Origin of the sequence: Fulvivirga imtechensis AK7, from assembly GCF_000331535.1 — a bacterium.
GTDB classification, from domain to species: Bacteria; Bacteroidota; Bacteroidia; order Cytophagales; family Cyclobacteriaceae; genus Fulvivirga; species Fulvivirga imtechensis.
On record NZ_AMZN01000032.1, the window covers coordinates 1 to 23,076 of the forward strand.

General features: G+C 41.9%; 21 protein-coding genes. 12 read left to right on the forward strand and 9 right to left on the reverse strand.

Features of this window, described 5'->3' with window-relative positions:
- Positions 1-280: transposase (locus C900_RS09390; RefSeq protein ID WP_221408118.1), on the forward strand; the 280-nt coding region annotated here is incomplete at its 5' end.
- A 212-nt stretch (positions 281-492) separates the two neighbouring features.
- Entirely contained in the window at positions 493-3,111 is a 2,619-nt protein-coding gene (locus tag C900_RS09395) for a valine--tRNA ligase (protein WP_040496326.1), read from the forward strand.
- Positions 3,112-3,797: 686 nt separating this feature from the next.
- On the opposite strand, the gene C900_RS09400 is transcribed toward C900_RS09395, so the two are convergent.
- The 4 genes from C900_RS09400 to porX form a co-directional block, all read right to left on the reverse strand.
- The gene (locus tag C900_RS09400; RefSeq protein WP_009579565.1) at positions 3,798-4,178 is read right to left on the reverse strand and encodes a GxxExxY protein; all 381 of its coding nucleotides are present in this window, start codon (positions 4,176-4,178) and stop codon (positions 3,798-3,800) included.
- Between the two features lie 212 nt (positions 4,179-4,390).
- Entirely contained in the window at positions 4,391-5,617 is a 1,227-nt protein-coding gene (locus C900_RS09405) for an alanine dehydrogenase (RefSeq protein WP_009579566.1), read from the reverse strand.
- Positions 5,610-6,056 (reverse strand): tRNA (adenosine(37)-N6)-threonylcarbamoyltransferase complex ATPase subunit type 1 TsaE, encoded by a 447-nt coding sequence (gene tsaE, locus C900_RS09410; protein WP_009579567.1) that lies wholly within the window; start codon positions 6,054-6,056, stop codon positions 5,610-5,612. The genes C900_RS09405 and tsaE overlap by 8 nt, the downstream gene beginning before the upstream one ends.
- Positions 6,046-7,611, reverse strand: a complete 1,566-nt coding sequence (gene porX / locus C900_RS09415) for a T9SS response regulator signal transducer PorX (RefSeq protein WP_009579568.1) — start codon at positions 7,609-7,611, stop codon at positions 6,046-6,048. The genes tsaE and porX overlap by 11 nt, the downstream gene beginning before the upstream one ends.
- A gap of 201 nt (positions 7,612-7,812) precedes the next feature.
- Between porX and C900_RS09420 the strand changes: the two genes are divergently transcribed.
- From C900_RS09420 to C900_RS09445, 6 genes are all read left to right on the forward strand, one after another.
- Positions 7,813-9,042, forward strand: coding sequence for an HD domain-containing protein (locus C900_RS09420; RefSeq protein ID WP_009579569.1), 1,230 nt, complete (start codon positions 7,813-7,815; stop codon positions 9,040-9,042).
- 31 nt (positions 9,043-9,073) lie between these two features.
- Positions 9,074-10,132: a UDP-3-O-(3-hydroxymyristoyl)glucosamine N-acyltransferase gene (gene lpxD / locus C900_RS09425; RefSeq protein ID WP_009579570.1), complete on the forward strand. Its 1,059-nt coding sequence runs from the start codon at positions 9,074-9,076 to the stop codon at positions 10,130-10,132.
- Positions 10,132-11,526 carry a bifunctional UDP-3-O-[3-hydroxymyristoyl] N-acetylglucosamine deacetylase/3-hydroxyacyl-ACP dehydratase gene (locus tag C900_RS09430; RefSeq protein WP_009579571.1) on the forward strand — a complete coding sequence of 465 codons (1,395 nt, stop codon included), beginning with the start codon at positions 10,132-10,134 and terminating at the stop codon, positions 11,524-11,526. The genes lpxD and C900_RS09430 overlap by 1 nt, the downstream gene beginning before the upstream one ends.
- Before the next feature lie 37 nt (positions 11,527-11,563).
- Positions 11,564-12,343: an acyl-ACP--UDP-N-acetylglucosamine O-acyltransferase gene (gene lpxA / locus C900_RS09435; RefSeq protein ID WP_009579572.1), complete on the forward strand. Its 780-nt coding sequence runs from the start codon at positions 11,564-11,566 to the stop codon at positions 12,341-12,343.
- Between the two features lie 11 nt (positions 12,344-12,354).
- The gene (locus C900_RS09440) at positions 12,355-12,981 is read left to right on the forward strand and encodes an ABC transporter ATP-binding protein (RefSeq protein ID WP_009579573.1); all 627 of its coding nucleotides are present in this window, start codon (positions 12,355-12,357) and stop codon (positions 12,979-12,981) included.
- A 147-nt stretch (positions 12,982-13,128) separates the two neighbouring features.
- On the forward strand, positions 13,129-13,587 hold the full coding sequence (locus C900_RS09445; protein WP_009579574.1) for a hypothetical protein: 459 nt from the start codon (positions 13,129-13,131) through the stop codon (positions 13,585-13,587).
- Between the two features lie 48 nt (positions 13,588-13,635).
- Here C900_RS09445 and C900_RS09450 read toward each other — a convergent pair whose 3' ends face one another.
- Genes C900_RS09450 through C900_RS09460 form a run of 3 tightly spaced genes read right to left on the reverse strand, consistent with a single transcriptional unit; the run spans position 13,636 to position 17,111 of the window.
- Positions 13,636-14,283 carry a hypothetical protein gene (locus C900_RS09450; protein ID WP_009579575.1) on the reverse strand — a complete coding sequence of 216 codons (648 nt, stop codon included), beginning with the start codon at positions 14,281-14,283 and terminating at the stop codon, positions 13,636-13,638.
- Positions 14,284-14,324: 41 nt separating this feature from the next.
- On the reverse strand, positions 14,325-16,715 hold the full coding sequence (locus C900_RS09455) for an endonuclease MutS2 (protein WP_009579576.1): 2,391 nt from the start codon (positions 16,713-16,715) through the stop codon (positions 14,325-14,327).
- The gene (locus C900_RS09460) at positions 16,716-17,111 is read right to left on the reverse strand and encodes a DUF4296 domain-containing protein (protein WP_040496327.1); all 396 of its coding nucleotides are present in this window, start codon (positions 17,109-17,111) and stop codon (positions 16,716-16,718) included.
- Positions 17,112-17,273: 162 nt separating this feature from the next.
- On the opposite strand from C900_RS09460, the gene C900_RS09465 reads away from it, so the two are divergent.
- From C900_RS09465 to C900_RS09475, 3 genes are read left to right on the forward strand one after another with little or no spacing between them, the layout of a single operon-like run.
- The gene (locus C900_RS09465; RefSeq protein ID WP_009579578.1) at positions 17,274-18,152 is read left to right on the forward strand and encodes a DUF58 domain-containing protein; all 879 of its coding nucleotides are present in this window, start codon (positions 17,274-17,276) and stop codon (positions 18,150-18,152) included.
- A complete protein-coding gene (locus C900_RS09470; protein ID WP_009579579.1) occupies positions 18,145-19,053 on the forward strand; it encodes a hypothetical protein in 909 nt (302 codons plus the stop codon). The genes C900_RS09465 and C900_RS09470 overlap by 8 nt, the downstream gene beginning before the upstream one ends.
- Complete coding sequence (locus C900_RS09475; RefSeq protein WP_157493968.1) at positions 19,046-20,098, forward strand: vWA domain-containing protein; 1,053 nt, start codon at positions 19,046-19,048, stop codon at positions 20,096-20,098. The genes C900_RS09470 and C900_RS09475 overlap by 8 nt, the downstream gene beginning before the upstream one ends.
- Before the next feature lie 64 nt (positions 20,099-20,162).
- Here C900_RS09475 and C900_RS09480 read toward each other — a convergent pair whose 3' ends face one another.
- Together C900_RS09480 and C900_RS09485 are read right to left on the reverse strand one after the other, a co-directional pair.
- Positions 20,163-20,771, reverse strand: coding sequence for a LysE family translocator (locus tag C900_RS09480; protein ID WP_009579581.1), 609 nt, complete (start codon positions 20,769-20,771; stop codon positions 20,163-20,165).
- Complete coding sequence (locus tag C900_RS09485; RefSeq protein WP_009579582.1) at positions 20,771-22,315, reverse strand: GH3 family acyl-acid amido synthetase; 1,545 nt, start codon at positions 22,313-22,315, stop codon at positions 20,771-20,773. Before C900_RS09485 ends, C900_RS09480 begins: the two co-directional genes overlap by 1 nt.
- A gap of 66 nt (positions 22,316-22,381) precedes the next feature.
- On the opposite strand from C900_RS09485, the gene C900_RS09490 reads away from it, so the two are divergent.
- Positions 22,382-23,050: a YggS family pyridoxal phosphate-dependent enzyme gene (locus C900_RS09490; protein WP_009579583.1), complete on the forward strand. Its 669-nt coding sequence runs from the start codon at positions 22,382-22,384 to the stop codon at positions 23,048-23,050.
- The last annotated feature ends 26 nt before the right edge of the window (positions 23,051-23,076 follow it).

Genomic DNA, 23,076 nt, shown 5'->3' on the forward strand with positions numbered 1-23,076 from the left:
TGTAATCCGTTGTGCCCTCCACCGTAGGTGTTCGGTTCAACAATCCATATCCGAAATTATGCAATTGATCAAAGGTGAATCTTCATTTTGGATTAATCAGAAAAAGTTAACGGAATCAAGATTCGGCTGGCAGGATGAATATTATGCAGTATCTGTTAGTGAGTCGCAGGTTAACAGAGTCAGAGAATATATTAAAAACCAGGAAATACATCATCAAAAAAAGGATTTCGAACAAGAACATCAGGAGTTTGTGCGCAGATATGGTTTCTCAAAAAGTTAAAACAGGTCATATTCTAAATTGCCACGTCCTTTTAAGGCGTGGCAATTTAGAATATGACCCACCACAAGGTCCAGAAAACACGGAGAAAACCTCTTCTACCCCTGTGTCTTCTCCTTTCTCAGCGAGTTGAAAGAAAACCACACCAAACCCAAGGCTACTTTTCAAGCATTTTCATAATTTTGCGGTCTTCAATTAACAAGCAATAAATATTTATGTCTCTTTCAACAAAGTACGATCCGTCTGCAATAGAAGATAAGTGGTATAAACACTGGATGGATAATAAGTTTTTCCATTCGGAGCCCAATCCTGATAAGGAGCCTTACACTATTGTAATACCTCCGCCCAACGTCACGGGAGTACTTCACATGGGCCATATGCTGAATAATACTATTCAGGACGTACTGATCAGAAAGGCGCGTATGGAAGGCAAAGAGGCTTGCTGGGTACCCGGTACAGACCATGCTTCCATTGCTACCGAGGCAAAGGTGGTGGCCATGTTGAAAGAAAAAGGGATCAACAAAAGCGACATTACCCGGGAAGAATTTCTGAAGTATGCCTGGGAGTGGAAGGAGAAATACGGAGGCATTATCCTGGAGCAATTGAAGAAGCTTGGCGCTTCGTGCGACTGGGACAGAACACGCTTCACAATGGAGGAATCGCTGTCGGATGCTGTAATTGAAGTTTTCGTAGACCTATACAACAAGGGGCTGATCTACCGGGGGGTCAGGATGGTAAACTGGGATCCACAGGGGAAGACCGCGCTTTCGGATGACGAGGTAATTTATAAAGAGGTACAGTCAAAACTGTATTACATCAACTATAAGATCGAAGGAGAAGATACTCATGTGACTATCGCCACTACACGGCCGGAAACTATCCTGGGCGATACCGCCATCTGTATTAATCCAAATGATGAGCGCTATCAGCACCTGAAAGGCAAAAAAGCCCTGGTACCACTGATCAACAGGCCTGTACCGATCATAGAAGATGATTATGTGACTATGGAGTTTGGTACGGGGTGTTTGAAGGTGACGCCTGCTCACGACCTGAACGACTACGAGTTGGGAAGAAAGCACAAACTAGAGTCAATTGACATTCTTAATGATGATGGCACGCTTAATGAAAAGGCACAGATCTTTATTGGTGAAGATCGTTTTGTGGTTAGAAAGAAAATAGCCAAAGAGCTCGAAAATACAGGGCAATTGGCAAAGGTGGAAGAGTATGTCAATAGTGTTGGCTTCTCCGAGAGAACCGATGCTGTTATTGAGCCTAAGCTTTCGATGCAGTGGTTCCTGAAGATGGAAGATATCACCAAACCGGCATTGAAAAATGTAATGAATGATGAGATACAGCTCATTCCTCCTAAGTTTAAAAACACCTATAGCCACTGGATGGAAAATGTCCGCGACTGGTGTATTTCAAGACAGCTATGGTGGGGACATCAGATACCGGCATATTATCTGCCCAATGGCAATTTTGTAGTGGCTGAAACCAAGGAAAAAGCTCTCGAAAAAGCCAAAGAGAAAGATGCGAATATTACTATTGATCAGTTGGCACAGGACGAAGATGTGCTCGACACCTGGTTCTCCTCCTGGCTGTGGCCTATTTCTGTTTTTGATGGATTTAAAGACCCTAACAATAAAGACATTAACTACTACTACCCCACCAATGACCTGGTGACTGCTCCCGAGATCTTGTTTTTCTGGGTAGCTCGTATGATCATTGCCGGGTATGAATATAGGGGTGAGAAGCCCTTCAAAAATGTGTACCTGACAGGTATAGTACGTGACAAGCAGGGAAGGAAGATGTCCAAATCACTGGGCAACTCGCCTGACCCACTGGACCTGATCAGAGAATATGGCGCGGATGGTGTTCGCACAGGTATGCTCTTCAGTTCGCCCGCTGGCAATGACCTGCTTTTTGATGTGAAACTATGCGAACAAGGCAGAAATTTTACCAATAAGATCTGGAATGCCTTCCGGCTTGTAAAAGGCTGGATGGTAGACGAAAATCTGGATGGAGCGCAAAATGAAGCAGCCATTGCCTGGTTTAGCGCCCGCTTTGATCAGACACTGGCAGAAGTGGAAGATCACTTCTCCAAGTTCAGGATCTCGGACGCCCTGATGTCAATTTACAAGTTGATCTGGGATGACTTCTGTTCATGGTACCTGGAGATGGTGAAGCCTGAATACCAGAAGCCCATTGATCCGAAAACGCTGGAGAGCACCATTAACTTCTTTGAGAAGCTTATGAAGATGTTACATCCCTTCATGCCATTTATCACGGAAGAGCTTTGGCATGAGCTGAAAGCACGGGACAGCAAAGATTGCATTATCGTGGCATCATGGCCAAAAGCCGGTAAGCCTGACGAGCAGATACTAGCAGCGGGAGCGCAGGCTTTTGAGATTGTAACAAACATCAGAAACATCAGAAATGCCAAGCAGATATCTCCAAAAGAGCCTTTAACGTTAAAAGTACGTTCAGAGCACTTCGAACAGTTCAGCACCTTTACTCCTGTAATCATCAAGCTTGCTAACCTCACCACAGTAGAAGCTACAGAGCAAAAAGAGGATAACGCGGCCAGCTTTGTGATCAAAGGTGATGAGTTCTTTATTCCACTGGAGGGCAGTATCGATCTTGAAAAAGAAAGAGAGGAACTACAGAAAGAGCTGGAATATACCCGTGGCTTTCTTGTATCAGTAGATAAGAAGCTAAGCAACGAAAGATTTGTTAACAGTGCTCCTGCGCAGGTAGTGGAGATGGAAAAGAAAAAGAAAGCAGATGCAGAAGCTAAGTTGAAGGTGCTGGAGGAGAGTCTGGCGAAGCTGTAACACGGATTTATACGGATTGAAGGATTACACAGATTATTTGTGCCCACTTTTTGTCATTTTCGCAAAAAGAATCAGTATTGTTCCATTGAAAAAGGCTGATGCGGAGGCTAAGTTGAAGGTGCTGGAGGAGAGTCTGGCGAAGCTGTGACGCGGGTTTATACGGATTGAAGGATTACACGGATTATTTGTGCTCACTTTTGCCATTTTCGCAAAAAAAAGGATCAGTATTGTTCCATTGCCATTGTTATTATTTTTTTTACTGAAGGAGCCCTATAGCCTCAAAAGCAGATAGACTCTCTTGCGGTCTTTGTCAAATCAGTGCAATCTTCAATCCGCCTAATCCATGATCCTGACAAGTAATTAATGCTACCAGGGATAAGGGTAAGGGGTAAGGAATTCTTCATCCTTTTAAAAAAATATTAATCTTGAAAAGAAAAAAAGGCGCGGATTTATACGGATCGAAGGATAACACGGATTATTTGTGCCCACTTTTTGCCATTTTGCAAAAAAAGGATCAGTATTGTTCAATTGCCATTGTTATTATTTTTTTACTGGAGGAGCCAAGAACTACAAAAAGAATTAGAATACACCCGTAGTTTTTTGACGCCCCATAGCCTCAAAAGCACAATTCACGAAATCAGTGCAATCCTTTAATCCATATAATCCGCGATACTGACAAGTAACAGCTACCCACGCACCAACCTCTTGAAAGTTAAGCTTTTGCTTCCAAAGTTGATAAGCAAGCCAACGTTTAGCCTATAAGCTTTTAAATAATTCAGTGCCTGAGCCATGTGCACATCCTGCAATTCAATGACCGCTTTTAGTTCAACAAGCACACACCCTTCCACAACAAAATCAGCTCTTCTTGTTCCAATGGGTTTTGTAAGCTCTTTGTAATAGATGTGTTGCGAGATCTCCCGGGCATAATCTAATCCCACCATACCCAGTTCATAAGCCAGCGCTCGTTGATAGATCACTTCCTGAAAACCATTACCCAGAAACTTATGCACCTCGAAAGAAGCACCGATTATTTTTTCTGTTATGTCTTTATATTTCAACTCACCCAAATGGAACGCGGATTTAGAACGGATTTCCTGATTGCACAGATTTTTTCGCTCCTAATGTAGGAAAAAATATAAATTTAACTTTATTATTTTAAAATAAAGAAATAAAATGCTTATTCTCAACAGTCTCGCACAAGAGTTTCAGCTCCACCGGCTAATCGTCATCATCTCACTTTAATCTGAGTATTCCAATTAATCCGTTTTCAATCCGTGCCTCAAAACCTCGCAGCCATCAACAACCTCAGGTCTTTATGCTTCATACCAAACTTCCTGGCTACATGCTCATTGGTAAGGCTGCCTTTGTAGGTGTATACGCCATTCATGAACCATTTATGGGCAAAGATCATGTCCTCAATGCCACCTTCCTCGGCAGCTCTCAGGATTGTAGGTGTAAAGATATTGCTCAATGCTGTTGTTGCTGTATGTGCTACCCGTGAGGCGATATTGGGGACACAGTAGTGTATGACATCATACTTTCTGAATATCGGCTGCTTGTGTGTGGTGAGCTCCGAAGTTTCTACACATCCCCCCTGGTCGATAGAAAGATCAATAATGACTGATTCGGGTTTCATATCGGCTACCATTTCTTCGGTGATCACATACCTGCTCCTTCCTTTTTCCGCTCTTAGCGCTCCAATTACCACGTCAGCATGTTTTAACGACTCTGTTAGTGTCACCGTGTCTATAGTGGAAGTATAAATCTGCTGACCTAAAGTATGCTTGATCCTGCGTAGCTTGTAAATATGATTATCGAACACCTGCACCTCGGCACCCAGGCCGATGGCGGCACGGGCAGCATATTCTGCCACCGTACCGGCTCCTATAATGACCACCTTTGTAGGAGGCACTCCGGTGATTCCGCCAACAATAATTCCCTTCCCTCCATTCGAGCTGCTCAGGTATTCCGCAGCTATCGCCATTACCGTATTACCCGCTATTTCGCTCATGGCGCGGATAATAGGCATCCCACCTACTTTATCTTCTATAAACTCAAAGGCCAGTGCAGTTACATTCTTTCTGTTCAGCGCCTTGATGTAGTCCGGTGACTGACTTCCCATCTGGATGGCCGATATTAGTGTTTGCCGGGGCTGCATCAGTTCGATTTCTTCCAGTGTTGGCGGTTCGATCTTTAAAATAGCGTTTGCCTTATATACCTCTTCTGAAGAGTATACGATCTTGGCACCAGCCTCGCTATATTCCTTATCTGAAAACTTGGATCCCTCACCTGCCTTGGTTTCTACCCATATTTCGTGCCCGTTATTCACCAAAAGCGCCACGGAATCAGGTGTAAGGGTAATCCTTCTCTCCTGTAGTGATATCTCATTGGGCATTCCGATAAAAAAAGAATGCTTACTCTTTTTTACCGGCATCAATTTTTCCTGGGGATAAAGGCTGGACTCTTTCGCTAACTGTGCAAACCCTGATCGTTCTTTCTTAGTCATATCTGGCGATATCTAACACCCGTGATTGCGGGCCTGTAATGCTTATGTCAATTTTTACTATTTCATCCGGAAGCAACCCCGTCACCTTTGAGGGCCACTCCACAAAGCAATAATTTCCTGAATAGAAATATTCTTCAGCGCCAATATTCATGGCTTCTGCTTCATCATCTATCCTATAAAAATCAAAATGATAGAAGACTTCATCTTCAACATTTCTATATTCATTCACAATAGAAAATGTAGGACTGTTCACCGTATCTTCTATCTTAAATTCTTTACATATAGCCTTGATCAACGAGGTTTTCCCCGCGCCCATCTCTCCCTCAAATATCCAGACCTTGCTATTCCCGGCAAATTCAATAATACGTCTGGCCACTGCGCTTAACTGCTCCAAACCCTCACACTTCAGCACCAGTTGCGGCAAAGAACTATCTACCATATTTCGAATTTAGTGAAATTATTGGAATAATCATTTCTTCCATAGAGACACCTCCATGCTGGAACGTATCTCTATAGTAATTCACATAGTAATTATAGTTATTAGGATAAGCAAAAAATTGATCTTCCGTAGCAAACACATATGTAGAAGAAACATTCACTTTGGGCAGGTGCAAACGCTCGGGTTTCATAGCCTCCATAATTTTATCTGAATGGTCATAGCCCAGATTTTTACCCTGCTTATACCTTAAATTGGTGTTTGTATTTCTATCACCAACAATCTTAAAAGGTCTTTTTACACGTATCGTACCATGGTCGGTAGTTATGATCAGTCGTGCGCCATCTTCAGCTATCAGCCTCAAAGCCTCAAGAAGAGGCGAATGCTCGATCCATGACCGGGTAATAGACCGGTAAGCAGACTCATCAGGTGCCAGTTCTCTGATCATAGCCATATCTGTACGTGCATGCGACAGCATATCTACAAAGTTATAGACAATCACATTCAGGTCATTGTTCATTAAATTGCGAACGCTATCTACCAGTTGCTTACCTTCACTGATCTGTTTGATCTTATGGTAACTGGTTTTTATATTCAAGTTATTCCTTCTCACCTGGCGCTCGAGAAAATCCTGCTCATAATTATTCTTGCCTTCCTCTTCGTCTTCCCCTACCCATAGTTCTCTGTACTTCTGAGACATTTCCAAAGGCAACATGCCTGAAAAGATCGCATTTCTGGAATAAGCAGTAGTGGTAGGTAGTATAGAATAATATGTCTCTTCCTCTTCCACATTAAAGAGTTCCAATATGGCAGGTTCGATCACTTTCCATTGGTCATACCTCAGGTTGTCGATCACAAGAAAGAACAACGGCTTTCCCTGTTCAATTTTTGGAAAGACCTTCTTTTTCATTACCTGGTGCGACAAAAGGGGCTTATCTGCATCGGGGTCGTTGAGCCATGACTCATAATTCTCATCTATAAATTTTGTGAACTGGCTGTTAGCCTCATCCTTCTGCATGTAGAGCACTTCGGCCATGCTCTTATTTTCTGTTTCATCAATCTCCAACTCCCAAAAAACCAGCTTCTTGTATATCTCAGCCCACTCCTGGTGGTCCAGGTCATCCTGAAATGCCATGCTTATATTCCTGAACTCCTGCTGGTAGGAGAGGTTGGTCTTCTCCGTGATCAGCCGCTTATTTTCCAATATTTTTTTTACAGAAAGCAGTATCTGGCTAGGATTGAGAGGCTTGATGAGGTAATCCGCTATTTTCGCTCCTATGGCTTCCTCCATGATCATTTCTTCTTCATTTTTGGTGATCATTACCACAGGTAGGCCGGGTCGTATCGACTTAATATGCGTCAGCGCTTCAAGACCTGACATTCCGGGCATGTTCTCATCTAAAAAAACTACATCAAAATGATCCTGCTCACATTTTTCAATGGCATCTGTACCGCTGTTTACCGGGGTGATGTCATAACCCTTATTTTCCAAAAACATGATGTGCGGCTTTAACAGATCAATTTCATCATCAGCCCATAGTATATTATATCTCTGCATATCGAGGTAGCATTGCTTTTTATTTAATGTTCAGTTAACAGTTATTAAATTCCAACTATTCCTAAACGATACTTATATATTTTATTCTCTATATAAACGATTAATTTTCGGTTTCCGACTAACATAATTCTTATTTTTGAGTCGTTTGGAAAAGTATTTTAAATTAAGTCCCTTTTTAAAACCTCATCAAAGGTAGGTAGATTGAACAGAAAGAAAATTTTCAACGATCCGGTCTATGGATTTATTAACATCAAAAACGACCTGGTGTTCGATATTATCGAGCATCCGGTTTTCCAGCGGCTCAGGCGGATCAAGCAGTTGGGCCTTACTGATTTTGTATACCCAGGCGCTCTACATACCCGATTTCATCATGCTATTGGTGCTATGCACCTGATGACACGTGCACTCGACAGCCTGCGTAGCAAAGACATAGAGATCACCGATAGTGAGTACGAAGCAGCACAGGCAGCTATTTTACTCCACGATATTGGCCACGGCCCTTTTTCACATGCGCTCGAATATAGTCTTTTAAAGGGCATTCAGCATGAGAGCCTGTCATTTTTACTCATGAAATACCTCAACAAAATGCTGGGCAATCGCCTGGAAATGGCTTTGAAAATTTTTCAAAATACATACAAAAAACGTTTCCTCCATCAATTGGTTTCCAGTCAGTTGGACATGGACAGGCTCGATTACTTAAAACGGGACAGCTTTTTCACAGGTGTATCTGAAGGAGCAATAGGCCTGGAGCGTATTATCAGCATGCTCAATGTGGTTGATGATCAGATAGTAGTGGAAGAAAAAGGCATTTATAGCATCGAAAACTTTCTGAATGCCCGAAGGCTCATGTACTGGCAAGTGTACTTGCATAAAGCTTCCGTAAGCGCTGAAAAAATGTTGATCAACTTGATCGTAAGGGCCAGAGACCTGACACTCGGCGGTAGAGAAGTATTTGCCAGCCCGGCGCTAAAAACATTTTTAAGCACAGACAAAACACTGGACGACTTCCAGCAGGACGAGGGGCTGCTGGAGACCTTCGGTATACTGGACGATTATGATATTTGGGGCGCCATCAAAGTCTGGCAAAGCGATGAAGACAAAATACTCAACACTTTGAGTAAAAGATTATTAAACAGACAGCTATTTAAAATCAAACTATCGAATGATCCTTTAAGCAAGGAAGATCTCAAGTTGCTAAGAAATAAAATAGCGGATCAGTACAACGTACTAAGGACCGACAGCAGGTACTTCTATGCACATGGCGAAGTAACCAATAAAGCTTATATAGCCGGCGGGCAAAAGATCAACATCCTTACCAAAAAGGGAAAAGTGATCGATATCGCGGAAGCTGCTGACCTACCTAATATCAAGGCTATGAGCAAAATTGTCAAAAAATACTACCTATGCTGTCCTAAAAATGTATCTTTGTGAAAATTAAAAACTAACCTTCTGCACAGTTTTAATGGAGTTTACCGTTGATCAGATAGCATCACTTTTAAATGGTGAAGTGAAAGGAGATGGAGGAGTCAAGATTAATATGTTGGCAAAAATACAGGATGCTAAACCTGGCCAACTTTCTTTTTTCTCCAACCCTAAATATGAAAATCACCTCTATAGCACAGAAGCGAGTGCTGTTATCGTCAAGAAAGATTTTGAGCCTCGAAGACCGATCAAAGCTTCGTTAATACTGGTGGAAGATCCGTACAGCTCCTTTACTATTCTGCTTGAAGAATATCATAAGTTTCTCAGCTATCAAAAATCAGGCACAGAAGATCCCAGTTTTATAGGACAGAACAGCACTGTTGGCGCTGATGTATATCGCGGAGCCTTTTCGTACATTGGCAACAACGTAAAGATCGGCAATAATGTGAAGATATACCCGCATGTATATATTGGCGATAACGTAACCGTTGGTGACAACACCATTTTAAATGCAGGCGTGAAACTTTATACCAATACAATTGTTGGCAACCACTGCGTCATCCACTCTGGCGTAGTTATTGGCAGCGATGGCTTCGGATTTGCTCCACAAAGTGATGGCACCTATAAAACAATCCCTCAGATGGGAAACGTCATAATTGGCGATAATGTAGACATAGGCGCCAATACAGTTATAGACTGCGCCACTTTTCATGGTGATTCCACTAAGATCAATAATGGCGTAAAGCTTGACAACCTTATCCAGATCGCCCACAATGTTGAAATAGGAAAAAATACGGTGATTGCTGCCCAAACAGGTGTTAGCGGCTCAACAAAAATCGGGGATAACTGCGTGATTGCGGGACAGGTAGGTATAGCAGGACACATTGTACTGGCGAACAAAACCTCTATCGGGGCCAAGGCGGGATTAGGAAAGTCAATAAAAGACGAAAATGCAAAACTCATGGGCAGCCCTGCCTTTGATGTAAAAGAATATTACCGCGCTTACGCAGAATTTAAAAACCTTCCCGATTTAAGCGTCAGATTAAAGCAACTTGAAGAAAAAGTACTAAATTTGCCGACATTTCAGGAGAAGCAATAATGAATACCAAACAGCATACTATAAAAAAATCCGTTACACTTTCGGGGGTAGGCTTACATACCGGAGTGGAAACGAATATGACCTTTCTTCCCGCTAAGCCTGGTCATGGCATTAAATTTCAGAGGATCGATCTTGAAGGGCAACCTACCGTTGATGCGGATGTAGACAATGTGGTCGACCTTTCGAGGGGTACCACTATAGAACAAAGCGGTGCCAGAATCAATACAGTGGAACACACCCTGGCGGCACTGGTAGGATTGGAAATAGACAATGTGCTTATCCAGTTGGATGGCCCCGAGCCTCCTATTATGGACGGTAGTTCAAAGCAATTTGTTGATATCCTGAAAGAAGCGGGCACAGAAGAGCAGAATGCACTTCGTGAGTTTTATGAGGTTCAGGATAGTATATTCTATCGTGACAGTTCGCGTGATGTTGAAATAGCAGCCCTTCCCCTGGATGATTACCGCGTAACGGTAATGATCGACTACAATTCTCCTGTATTGGGGAGCCAGCATGCTTCACTTACTGACATCAGCCAGTTTGAAAAAGAGATAGCATCGTGCAGGACCTTCTGCTTTCTTCATGAACTGGAAATGCTACATAAGAACAACCTGATCAAGGGGGGGGATTTAAATAATGCCATTGTTGTGGTTGACAGAATTGTACAGGATAACGAACTGGAAAGCCTGGCAAAGCTATTTAATAAACCCAAGGTAGAAGTAAAGAAAGAAGGGATCCTTAATAATGTCGAGCTAAGGTATCGTAATGAACCGGCCAGACACAAGCTTCTGGATGTAATGGGTGACCTTGCATTGGCAGGTAAGCCAATAAAAGCACAGATCCTGGCTGCAAGGCCGGGCCATGCTGCAAATGTGGCATTTGCCAAGAAGCTTAAGAAAGCTATGGCCAGTTCCGCCAAGCAGAATATACCGAAATATAATCCGAACTTACCCCCGGTTCTGGATATCAACCAGATCTCAAACATACTGCCTCACAGGTATCCATTCCTATTGATCGACAAGATCATTCATTTGGATGAAGAAAGTGTATCGGGTGTAAAGAATGTTACCCTGAACGAGCACTTTTTCATGGGGCACTTCCCAGGCAACCCAGTAATGCCTGGTGTGCTACAAGTAGAAGCTATGGCTCAAATTGGCGGCATTCTGGTTCTCAACACCGTTCCCGATCCTGAAAATTACTGGACCTATTTCCTGGGAATTGAAAGTTTCAGGTTTAGAAAAATGGTGCTTCCCGGAGATACACTGGTGATCAAATGTGATCTTATCGCTCCCATTAAAAGAGGTATCGCCAAAATGACGGGAAGGGCATTTGTAGGAAATACACTTGTGTGTGAGGGAACGATGACCGCGAGTATAGTAAGAAAAGATGCATGATATAAAAACACATGCCAATGAAAATCAGATTTGACAAATGAATCAGCCATTAGCATATATACACCCTCAGGCAAAAATTGCCAGAAACGTTGTAATTGAACCTTTTAGTACTATACATAAAAATGTAGTTATCGAAGAGGGAACATGGATAGGCCCCAATGTAACTATATTTGAAGGTGCCAGGATCGGTAAAAACGTAAAAATATACCCCGGAGCATCCATCTCATCCGTTCCCCAGGACCTGAAATACAAAGGAGAGGAAACGGAGACATTTATCGGTGACAATACTGTGATCAGGGAATACGTAACCATAAGCAGAGGTACTGATGACAGGAATAAGACTGTTATTGGTCAGAACTGCCTGCTAATGGCCTATGTGCATGTAGCTCATGATTGTATCATTGGTAATAATTGTATACTTGTAAATGCTGTGCAAATTGCAGGACACGTTACTATTGACGATTTTGCTATTATTGGTGGTTCCAGTGCAGTTCATCAGTTTGTAAAAGTGGGTTCTCATGTGATGATCTCGGGAGGCTCCCTGGTGCGAAAAGATGTTCCCCCTTACACAAAAGCAGCCCGTGAGCCGCTAACCTACTGCGGCATCAATTCAATCGGATTGCGAAGAAGAGGATTCTCATCTGAAAAGATCAATGAGATCCAGGAAATATACAGGTACGTATTCCTAAAGGGATTGAACAATTCAAAAGCGCTGGACTTGGTAGAACTGGAGTTGCCCCCTTCAAAAGAAAGGGACGAGATCATCCATTTTATAAGAAACTCCGACCGGGGAGTGATGAAAGGTTATTCTTACTAATAGGATGCCCCATGGAGATATCCCTTCAGCAGCTTGCAAAACGCTATAATAAAGAATGGATATTTAAGGATCTTACCTATACTTTTAATACGGGTAAAAGTTACGCACTTGTGGGCGCCAATGGCAGTGGCAAATCAACTTTGCTACAAATTCTGTCAGGTTACCGGCTTGCTTCGTCAGGAAAGATCATTTATCAAAGTGATCGTATAGAAGTGCCTGCAGACGAAGTTTTCAGCTTTATTTCGATAGCTACCCCCTATATGGAGCTAATTGAGGAATTCACTCTCTATGAGCACCTGAACTTCCATTTTAAATTCAGGAAACGAAGGGAAAACTATAGCATAGAAGACATTATGAAAAGCTGCTATCTGCAGCAATCGCGAGATAAAATAGTAAAGAATTTTTCTTCAGGCATGAAGCAGCGATTAAAGCTGGCCCTCGCCTTTTATACAGAGAGCGACCTGGTGCTGCTGGACGAACCTACATCCAACCTGGATGAACAGGGTATTGCGTGGTACCAGGACAAGCTGACAGAATTGTTGAATACTTCAGCCACTGTCATCATCGCTTCCAATCAAAAATATGAGTACCAGGATTTCTGTACGGCCCAGGTAAATATTCATGATTATAAAAAATAGGGGTTACATAGCTAACAGGGAAGATATTTATAACCATAACCGTATTCTTTTACGCTAAAATCTTTTATTTTAGCGAAATGTCTTAAGAATAAATAAAAATATTTTTATATTTCGGATTCTATTACATTATCGTAAACTATATATTTAATGAAAAAGCTTACTTATTTATTGACTGCAGGCGTACTTTTAGCAGTATTAACCATTGTTGGTTGCAAAAAAGATGATGGTGGGGGACTTTCTGAAGAAGAGGAGCAACTGGCTGCTCTTACAGGAACGTGGGCTGCAACTTCTGTAAATGATGGCACAACTGACAGGCAAGACTATGATGATTTCGTACTGGCCATTAACGGGTCTAACCAGACCTATACTACCACTGGTGGACCAGACCTATTGCCTATGCCCAAAGCAGCACCTTTTGAATTTGGAGCTAATGTAAAAACACAACTTGTATTGGAGCCCAATAATGCAAATACTGCTGTTAGCTATTCTATTTCTGCTGATGGTACTGAACTTACCTGGAGTTTCTCTTATACTGGTGACGGCTTCACAAATACCCGTCAGAGTAGTGTTGAAGGTGACTGGACTTTTGTTTTTACGAAGCAGTAAAAAGACAAAAAGATATATAAGGGTCTTTTAGTTTTAAAAGACCCTTTTTTATTTCTTATCCTCTCTGGTGTTATCTAAAAAGCTTTCTAAGATTTTCCTTCGGCTTTCGCTGGTATCATAAAAATCTGCCAAGACCACCAGCTTCTCTCCTGAAAAGTTTACATCATAGTCCATTCTAATTATGCCATTGCACTTGCTAAAATATAGATCGGTAATAAAATCATAATGCCCCATCTTCTTCTCTCCCGTTATCACAAAGTGAAACACCGTATCCGTTAAAAAAGTATCATAGGACGCTCCATTTAGAGCAATTGTTAACTGACGATAACCAAAATAATCCTTTAATACCCATGGAGTAGAATTCTGGGTAAACTTGAGAAATGTATCTCCTTTTGGAAACCACAATGCATCATTTCTCAACTCAAACAAGCTCTTCGATTCTCTAATCATTAATGAATTTGAAGAATAATACAACTTGTCCGGATAATAGAGTGGACCGTTATTGATATTTAGACTAATGGAATCGCCTTTCTCACTCCACTCAATAAACCTGTCGTATCCTCTGACTTTCTTCAGCTTTTGGCTTGAAGTATCTAGCAAATAAGTATTCAAACCAATTCTTTTATCCAATGCATTTTTAAGAAAGCTGTAGCAGTAGAATATTGTCAGGCACGTGCATAGAGTGGCAATATTCATTGTAAACAGATAAAAAATTGGGCACTACATTTTTACTCCCCCTATTTCAAAACCACCACACTTATCCCCGCTCCCCCTCTTTCCACATGCTCATCAGCTATGGTGCTCACGACATTAGAGTCCTTTAAATAATTCCTGATCAAATCCTTAAGTATTCCATTTCCCTTTCCATGTAAGATCCGGACCTCCTGCATATTGAACAGGATGGCATCATCAATAAATTTATCAATAATACCCAATACTTCCTCGGCCCGCTTGCCACGGACGTCTAGCGTAGGGCTGAATTCTGCCATCTTTTTGCTAATATCCATGCCGGAAGATACCTTCCCAGTTCTGCTGGCCTGACGAGCAATGCTGCGGGATACCTTTTCCAGTCTCTTAAGCTTCACCACTGTCTTTAGGTCCCCGACCTGTACCTCTACATCTTTCCCGCGCATATCCAGCACTTCCCCCACTACATCATTATCTATAATGCGTACACTATCCCCTACTGCAATGGCTCCGGGCACAGCTTTTATCTTCTGTTCCTGATGTTCTTTGATTACTTCCTCGGCTGATATTTTCTCTTTTAGCTGCCCCAGCCGCTCTCGCATCTTTTTGGTTTCCTTTTTCTCTGCCTTGGTGGTTTTTATATGCCGGATGGTCTTTTCTATTTCACGGTTGGTTGTTGATAACAGTTGAGCCGCTTCTTTTTTAGCCGCATCAATGATCTCCTTTTTCTTTCCTTCCAACTGATCGTACAACTGATCATACTTATTTTTCAGGTTCTTCATCTGCTGCTCGGTTTCCCTGGCAGCCTTTTCGCGCATAGCGATCTCCTGTTCCTGCTTTTCCAGTTTCATGATCAGGTTATCAACATCTATGGTTTTGCTACCGATAACCTCACGCGCATAATCAACGATAGACAAAGACAAGCCTATCTTACGTGCGATTTCTAAGGAAAAGGAGCTGCCGGGTTTCCCTATTTCGAGCTCATATAATGGCTCCAGATGGGCCATATCGAACTTCATAGCGCCATTTACCACACCCGGCTTATTCTCAGCGTAATGTTTAATATTGCTGTAGTGGGTGGTAATCACTCCATTACCCTGCAGTTCTACCAGCTTATCAAGTATGGCTTCGGCAATAGCTCCACCATAGTGTGGATCAGTACCTGTACCAAATTCATCGATCAGGCACAGCGTTTTTTTGTCCGTGTGCTTCAGGAAAAATTTCATATTGGTCAGATGAGAGCTATAGGTGCTCAAGTCATTTTCAATAGACTGCTCATCACCGATATCAATAAAAATGTTATTGAAAATACCAGCCACCGATTGCTCACCAAGCGGCACAAGCAGCCCACACTGAAGCATATATTGGATGAGTCCTACAGTTTTTAACGCAACTGATTTACCTCCAGCATTAGGTCCTGATATAATCACTAGTCGCTGATCTTTATCAAGATCTATGCTCAATGGCACTACCTTTTTCCCTTGCTTCTGGTAGGCCAGGTATAAAAGAGGGTGCCTTGCCTCCCTCCATTTCATATCGGTAAGGGCTTTCACCTCCGGCATAATTGCCTTCATCTCAATAGCCAACCTCGCTTTAGCGCGAATGAAATCAATAAATGACAGGAATTGATAGGCCTTTTGCACTCCCTCAAGGTTAAACCGGAGCATATCCGTAAGCCTGGTCAATATTCTGACTACCTCTCTTTTCTCAGAGTTTTCCAGTTCCCTGATCTCATTATTTCCCTCAAGCACCTCCGTAGGCTCCAGGTACACCGTTTGCCCGGTGGCAGATTCATCGTGAACAAAGCCTTTGATCCTTCTTTTAAACTCCGCCATCACAGGAATGACCATCCGGCCATCTCTAACAGTCATGGATGCGCCTTCAGGAACGTAGCCTTCTTTTACAGCGCTTTTATAGATCTGGTCCAGGGTTCTCCTCACCTGGGCATGCTTTGCTCTAAGCTGCTGCCGGATATTAGCCAACTGGTCGCTGGCATTGTCTTTAACATACCCTGCGTCATCAATTTTGGCGCTTATATGATCACAAACCTCCGGATCGAAGTCTGCCATTCCGGTTAGCTCGTGCAGTTGGGGATAACTTTCTTGCCTGTTATTCAGAAAGCGCACACAGGCCAAAACCGTCTGCAGCGATCTATTAATGTTTAAAAATTCCTCTTCTGTAAGAAAAACACCTGCTGTTTTCGCTCTTCCAAGCGCAGAAGAGACATCCAGAAAGTGATTGGACGGAAAGGGCTCATTTGCAGTGATGATCTTTGAAAATTCATCCGTTTGTAGCAGCAGCTTATGGATCTGGTCCGGGCTATGACTAAGACGGATCTTATCTACAATATTAGCTCCCAGTGTAGAAAGACACTTTTCCTTGAGCAACGACCTGACCTTGTCAAAACCCAGCTTTTGCTCTATATCAGTGGGGTAAAGCATTTATCTCTCCTTTGTCGGCTTCTTTTTGTCCTCTTCTAACTTCACATCCTCCTCTTTCTTCTCCCTAAGCTGCTGTTCCTTCAAATTGAGGCTGTCAAGTACCGTCTCGTAGATCAACTCCAGTTTCTGAGGATGATCATAATAATAGCTCATGCTTTTCACATAAGTATCTTTGTTTATACCGTGCTTCTCAAGAAGCTTTTGTTCGTACACATCAAATATAGCGATAGCCGAATCTCTGGGGACGCGCAGATTCTGAACCTTTCCCTCTGCAATATACACATCGATCAGGAAGGAGACCATTGTGTCTTTTGGAAGGATGCCTTGAGGGACTTTATCTTTATTTCCACATGCCAGCAGCACCACATAACATAATATCAATAATTTCGTTCTCATTTTTTATAACTCTTTCAACGATGGTAAAGCTATCTACTATTACTTTTTTAATATTGTAGTTTGTCCATTAATACGGCAAATATTCCTGCCAAATAAATCATATTTTTTATAGAAAGGAATATTCCACAAATTTGTTAATACGTTATAGCGAAAATTGAGCCAATGAAGGATCTCTTAAAAAAGCTACGAAAATACGAAATTCAGATCAGAAAGGCTATCAATAGTCAGATGCAGGGAGATTTTCATTCGATCTTCAAAGGGTCGGGCCTGGAATTTGATGATGTACGCTCCTATCAATATGGTGACGACATTCGAACTATTGATTGGAATGTGAGCGCCAAGGGTCATGGAACGTTTGTAAAAACCTTTAAGGAAGAGAAAGAACAGACCGTATTTTTTATTTTGGATGTCAGTGGCTCCCAGGAAATTGGTAGTACAGGAAGGCAAAAGCTAGACATCGGTAAAGAGGTCTGTGGTGTATTATCACTATCAGCGGTAAAGGAAGGCAGTCAGGTCGGACTTATTTGCTTCTCTGATCAAAAGGAAAAGTATGTCAAACCCCGAAAGGGCCCTAAACTGGCCTATGAAATCATCAATAGCCTCATCCACCTCAACCCTGTTTCTCACAAAACGGACCTCAGCAAAGCGATATTATTCACCCTGAATACCATCAAGAGAAGGAGTGTTATGGTGTTTATCTCTGATTTTATTGATGAGGGCTATCATCACAATTTAAAAGGCCTTGCTAAAAAGCATGACCTGGTCATGATCAGGATTACTGACAAGCGCGAAACCAAGCTGCCCAAACTAGGTATAGTGCCTGTTTTTGAAAATGAGAGCAGAAAAACCATTTGGGTAAATACCTCATTTGGCAACTTCAGGTCAAGGATAAAAGCCAACTATGCTGAGAATGAGGAGCAACTGATTAAATTTGCAAAAAAACATCAAATTAATTTTGTCTCCATAGACACAGAAGAGGATTATGTGCCCAAACTTCTGAAATTGTTTAAAATAAGAAATAAAACTTTGAAGAGTGTTTAAAGGAATAATAAGTAGCCTGGTACTGGTTTTATTTTTTGTTGCAATGAATGCTCAGGGTCAGCAAATAGAACCTCGTGGCCAATTCTTAAGTGATAGTATCAAAATTGGGGTTCCTGTGGCTTATTCCCTGGCTGTAAAATATCCCAAGGAACTGGATATTATCTTCCCGGATTCGCTGTATAACTATGCACCGTTTGAGTTTGACAAAAAAAGGTATTTCCCCACCCGATCGGACAGTGTATACAGCTATGACAGCGCTGTGTATTACATCACCTCTTTTGAGGTGGATTCCATTCAGCATATTTCGCTACCGGTATATGTACTTCATGGGCGAGACAGCACGGCTGTATATGCATCATCGGATACAGTGGTTCTTCAACAACTCGTAACAGAAATACCTGATTCCGTGGCCGTTGAGGCTATGCCACTGAAAGAAAATACCACCTATAAAAGGGTCGCTTTTCAATTTAACTATCCATATTTTATAATAGGGGCCATAATACTGGTGATAATTGCTGTTCTGGTCTTTATATTTTTTGGCAACAAGATCAGGCGGTATTTTTTCCTTAGACGCATGGAAAAATCACATCGAAAATTTATCGAAACCTATGATGCCATCGCTCTGGCCAAAGACCAGTCTGTGAAGCTTCAGGCTGAAAAGCTGCTGGTGGTATGGAAAAAATACCATGAACAACTGGAAGCCAGGCCTTATACAAAACTTACTACAAAAGAGATCATCAGATTTTATCAGCCGGAAGGCATTGAAACATCTTTGAAAGCATTGGACAGGACAATATATAGTCCTAAAGCTAATGGTGAACTTATGGGTGATTATACAGCGTTAAAAAAATATTCACAGAAACGGTATGAAGAAAAAGTGGAGGAGGTGAAGCATGGATAAGCAGGTAAATTTGGACATGCCCTGGTATAGCCTGGAGTGGTTTTACCCTGTAACCTTCAATAACTTCACCTGGGAGTACCGTCTCGTGCTTTACGGCTTGCTTTTGATACCAATATTTATCATCGTCCGGTGGCTTCTGAAGTATCGTCTCAACCAAAAGCTGCCAATAGCATTAACAGAAAGCCAGATCCGGTCTAATCCAGCGAACATAATCCGTCTTATCCCTGACATACTGCTAACACTGGCTGTGGCACTCATGGTGGTGGCATTGGCCAGACCGCAGAAGTCCAACGAAAAGGTAGAACAATGGACTGAAGGTATCGATATTATGCTTGTGCTTGACATCTCTCAGTCGATGATGATCGAGGACTTTAAACCCAATCGGCTCGAGGAAGCGAAAAGAGTAGCCCAGGAATTCATTGAAGGACGCTTCCAGGATAGAATTGGAATGGTGATCTTTTCAGGAGATGCCTACTCATTATCTCCATTAACAACTGACTATGAGCTTCTCAAATCATATATTAAAGATGTCAATTTTGAGATGATAGAAAACCGCGGAACAGCCATAGGTAGTGCGTTGGCAGTAGCCACTAACCGCATGAGAGAATCCGAATCAAAATCAAAGGTACTCATATTACTGAGTGACGGAGATAACACTGCAGGGAATATTGATCCTCTGACAGCCGCAAAGCTGGCCACCGCGTACGATATCAAGATCTATACAATCGCTATTGGCAAAGAGGGAAAAGTACCCTTTGGTAAAGATTTTTTTGGCAGGCCCAGGATGGTGGACAATACCCTGGATGAAACTACACTTAGAGAAATTGCCAAGATCGGAGAGGGCGAGTTTTATCGCGTATCCGACAGCCAGTCACTGGAAAGGGTTTTTAAGCTCATTGATCAGTATGAGAAAGCCGAGATCAAGGAAACCCGCTACAAGGACACCAGTGATTTTTATAGAAATTACCTGATCTGGGCTATATGTTTCTTCCTGTTATGGCTGGCACTAAAGTCCACATTCATTTCAAACGTGCTCCAGGACTAATACCTCGAAACGACCAACTGGAGACAATCGGCTGTGAATTCAAAACTGTCAACTGATAGCAGTTTTACATTACATAGGAAAACATTCTAACTCCAAAGGCTATGAGGAATAACCCCACAGTAATATTCAATATTTTAAATAGCCGTGGTGTGATCAACTGCCGGAGTTTGCCTGCCAGATAAGCTTTTAAAACATCGGTAGAAAATACGATCAGCAATATTACAGTAAAGAAAACAAACAGGTCTGAACCTTGATAACGGTATTCGACAGTTGCCAGACTCATGGCGCCAAGCCAAAATATCAGCACAAAGGGGCTAACACCGTTAATGAGAAACCCTTTGAATACAAATCTGAAAAACCCTTTCACGGTAACCGGCCTTTCTACTATCCCCGTTTTCTTTCTGGACCTGAACAAGGTAAACACCCCAAATAAGATCAGGATCAAGCCTCCTCCATAACCGATCCATTGATCGTAACCTGAATTATTGATGAGTTGGGATATCCCCAGATAGGCCAGACCAATATATAACACATCACTGAAGAATATCCCTATTGCTACCAATACGGCCTTATCCAGTCCCTTTTCAATGCTGGTTTGAATCAACGTGAAAAATACGGGACCAATAAGAACCGCCAGCAGAAGTCCAAAGAGAGCGCCATTAACTGCAGCCATCAATTTACCTTGTTGATAAAGTTCTTCCAGTCATCGTATTGATTATTTTTGATCACACGTGGAAATTTATTTTGCCCCCCTACCTTTCCTTTGGATTCCATCCACTTATAAAAAGTGTGTACAGGTAGTATGTCAACAATTACATCTTTTAAAGCAGCGCTTCTTTCTACCGCATAGTCATCGTTAAGCGCTTTCAAATGCTGGTCCAGTTTATCCCTAATGGCTTTTGGATCCACAGTAGCATCCGTGCCAAGATACCAGTGATGGGCGAACAACGTGCCATGCGGAATACCGGCCACCGTAAACTCCGGAATGTCTATATTAAAATCATCTGCCACCAGCTCAATGGCTTTATTCATATTATCCACCGACATATGCTCACCACATAAGCTCAAAAAATGCTTTGTCCTGCCAGTGATAACGATCTCAGAATCCTCTTTTGACACGAGCTTCACCACATCACCTATCATATATCGCCAGGCTCCGGCACAGGAAGATAGCAGCAGGGCATACTCTTTTCCCTCTTCTATTTCATCGATCATCAGGGTCTCCGCATCCGGAAGGATATCTCCATTTTCATCGAAATTCCGTTCGTCAAATGGCACGAACTCATAAAAAGTACCATTATTCAACACCAACCTCATGGCCCTGTGGTCAGGCTTGGTTTGAAAAGCAATAAAACCCTCAGAAGCCAGGTAAGTCTCAATATAGTAGATATCTCTGCCCAGTAGCTTTTGAAAACCCTTGCGATATGGATCAAAAGAAACACCACCATGAACATAAACCTGCAAGTTGGGCCATACTTCATGGATATTGGAGACCTGATAATAATCAAGTATTTTTTCCATTAATATCTGTATCCATGCGGGCACACCTACTATTATGCTTATATCCCAATCCCGTGCCTTGCGTGCAATACCATTGAGCTTTTCCTCCCAATCACGTGTTTTAGCAATCTTTTTTCCCGGTTTATAGAAGTGTTGGAACCAAAAGGGCAGTTGTGCTGCCTGAATTCCGCTAAGATCACCTTCGAAATAACTCCCCCGGTTGTTCAACTGAGTACTTCCGCCCAACATTAAAATACCCCCTTCGAAAAATCCTGCGGGCAGATCATATTTTGATAATGTTAATATCTGCCGGATGCTTGTCTTCTGAATTGCCTTCTTCATATCCTTGGTGATCGGAAGATACTTAGAGGAGGCTTCTGAGGTGCCTGAACTTAGCGCAAAATATTTAACATGCCCGGGCCAGCATACATTCCTTTTACCTTCTTTGGCCAGATGCCACCAGTCATTATATATCTTATTATAGTTATGGATAGGCACCAGCTCTTTATAAAGCCGGAAGAACTCCTTTGGGTCCCTATTCTTATAACCGCTGAGTATTTTATTGAATGAGTAGTAGTTTCCGAATAATGTTTGACTTGCCGTTATCAAAAGCTTCTTCAGCTCTTCCTTTTGTAGATCAAAAGGGTTTGAATACTCTTGCTCTAAACTTTCCCTTATTCTTATTCCCTTCTTTAATAAAGTACCTAAAATAGGCATAGGCTCTCATTTAAAATTTCTTACTTTGTTGTCTACAATTATTGACCTCCATATTAAAATTATAAAATGGATATCAAAAACAATATTAAGGAATTTAAAAATAAAATATCCGGGAAATCCTGCAAACTCGTGGCAGTAAGTAAAACAAAACCCGTGTCCTTACTTGCGGAAGCTTATCATGAAGGGGTCAGAATTTTCGGGGAAAATAAAGTGCAGGAGTTGGCCGATAAATATGAAAAGTTGCCAAAAGATATTGAATGGCATATGATCGGACACCTACAGCGCAACAAGGTGAAGTATATTGCTCCGTTTGTAGCGCTTATTCACTCTGTCGATAGCCTTAAGCTATTAAATGAAGTAAATAAACAGGCAAAAAAAAATAATCGGGTAATAGATTGTCTGCTGCAAATGCACATTGCAGCAGAAGAAACTAAATTCGGACTTTCAGAAGAGGAATTACTGGAGTTAATTTCATCTGAAGAAGTCGGTGAAATGAAAAACATCAGAATAGTTGGACTTATGGGGATGGCCACCTTTACTGATAATAAAGAGCAGATTAGAAGGGAGTTTCGTGGACTAAAAAAGTTGTTTGACAAGGTTTCCCGACAAAACACACCTCAAAATGTTATAATAAAAGAGCTTTCTATGGGGATGAGTGGCGACTATGAAATAGCCATAGAAGAAGGCAGCACTCTGATAAGAGTGGGTAGTGCCATTTTTGGAGAAAGAGGTTAGGGCAATCGTTAATTGTTAATGGTTAT

Bases quoted from the DNA above. Each gene is read 5' to 3' on its own strand.
- lpxA (WP_009579572.1), top strand. From the start codon at position 11,564: ATGAATCAGCCATTAGCATATATACACCCTCAGGCAAAAATTGCCAGA.
- C900_RS09460 (WP_040496327.1), bottom strand. From the start codon at position 17,111: ATGAGAACGAAATTATTGATATTATGTTATGTGGTGCTGCTGGCATGT.
- C900_RS09440 (WP_009579573.1), top strand. From the start codon at position 12,355: ATGGAGATATCCCTTCAGCAGCTTGCAAAACGCTATAATAAAGAATGG.
- porX (WP_009579568.1), bottom strand. From the start codon at position 7,611: ATGCAGAGATATAATATACTATGGGCTGATGATGAAATTGATCTGTTA.
- C900_RS09395 (WP_040496326.1), top strand. From the start codon at position 493: ATGTCTCTTTCAACAAAGTACGATCCGTCTGCAATAGAAGATAAGTGG.
- C900_RS09455 (WP_009579576.1), bottom strand. From the start codon at position 16,715: ATGCTTTACCCCACTGATATAGAGCAAAAGCTGGGTTTTGACAAGGTC.
- C900_RS09480 (WP_009579581.1), bottom strand. From the start codon at position 20,771: ATGGCTGCAGTTAATGGCGCTCTCTTTGGACTTCTGCTGGCGGTTCTT.
- C900_RS09405 (WP_009579566.1), bottom strand. From the start codon at position 5,617: ATGACTAAGAAAGAACGATCAGGGTTTGCACAGTTAGCGAAAGAGTCC.
- lpxD (WP_009579570.1), top strand. From the start codon at position 9,074: ATGGAGTTTACCGTTGATCAGATAGCATCACTTTTAAATGGTGAAGTG.
- C900_RS09430 (WP_009579571.1), top strand. From the start codon at position 10,132: ATGAATACCAAACAGCATACTATAAAAAAATCCGTTACACTTTCGGGG.
- C900_RS09450 (WP_009579575.1), bottom strand. From the start codon at position 14,283: ATGAATATTGCCACTCTATGCACGTGCCTGACAATATTCTACTGCTAC.
- C900_RS09490 (WP_009579583.1), top strand. From the start codon at position 22,382: ATGGATATCAAAAACAATATTAAGGAATTTAAAAATAAAATATCCGGG.
- C900_RS09445 (WP_009579574.1), top strand. From the start codon at position 13,129: ATGAAAAAGCTTACTTATTTATTGACTGCAGGCGTACTTTTAGCAGTA.
- C900_RS09485 (WP_009579582.1), bottom strand. From the start codon at position 22,315: ATGCCTATTTTAGGTACTTTATTAAAGAAGGGAATAAGAATAAGGGAA.
- tsaE (WP_009579567.1), bottom strand. From the start codon at position 6,056: ATGGTAGATAGTTCTTTGCCGCAACTGGTGCTGAAGTGTGAGGGTTTG.
- C900_RS09475 (WP_157493968.1), top strand. From the start codon at position 19,046: ATGGATAAGCAGGTAAATTTGGACATGCCCTGGTATAGCCTGGAGTGG.
- C900_RS09465 (WP_009579578.1), top strand. From the start codon at position 17,274: ATGAAGGATCTCTTAAAAAAGCTACGAAAATACGAAATTCAGATCAGA.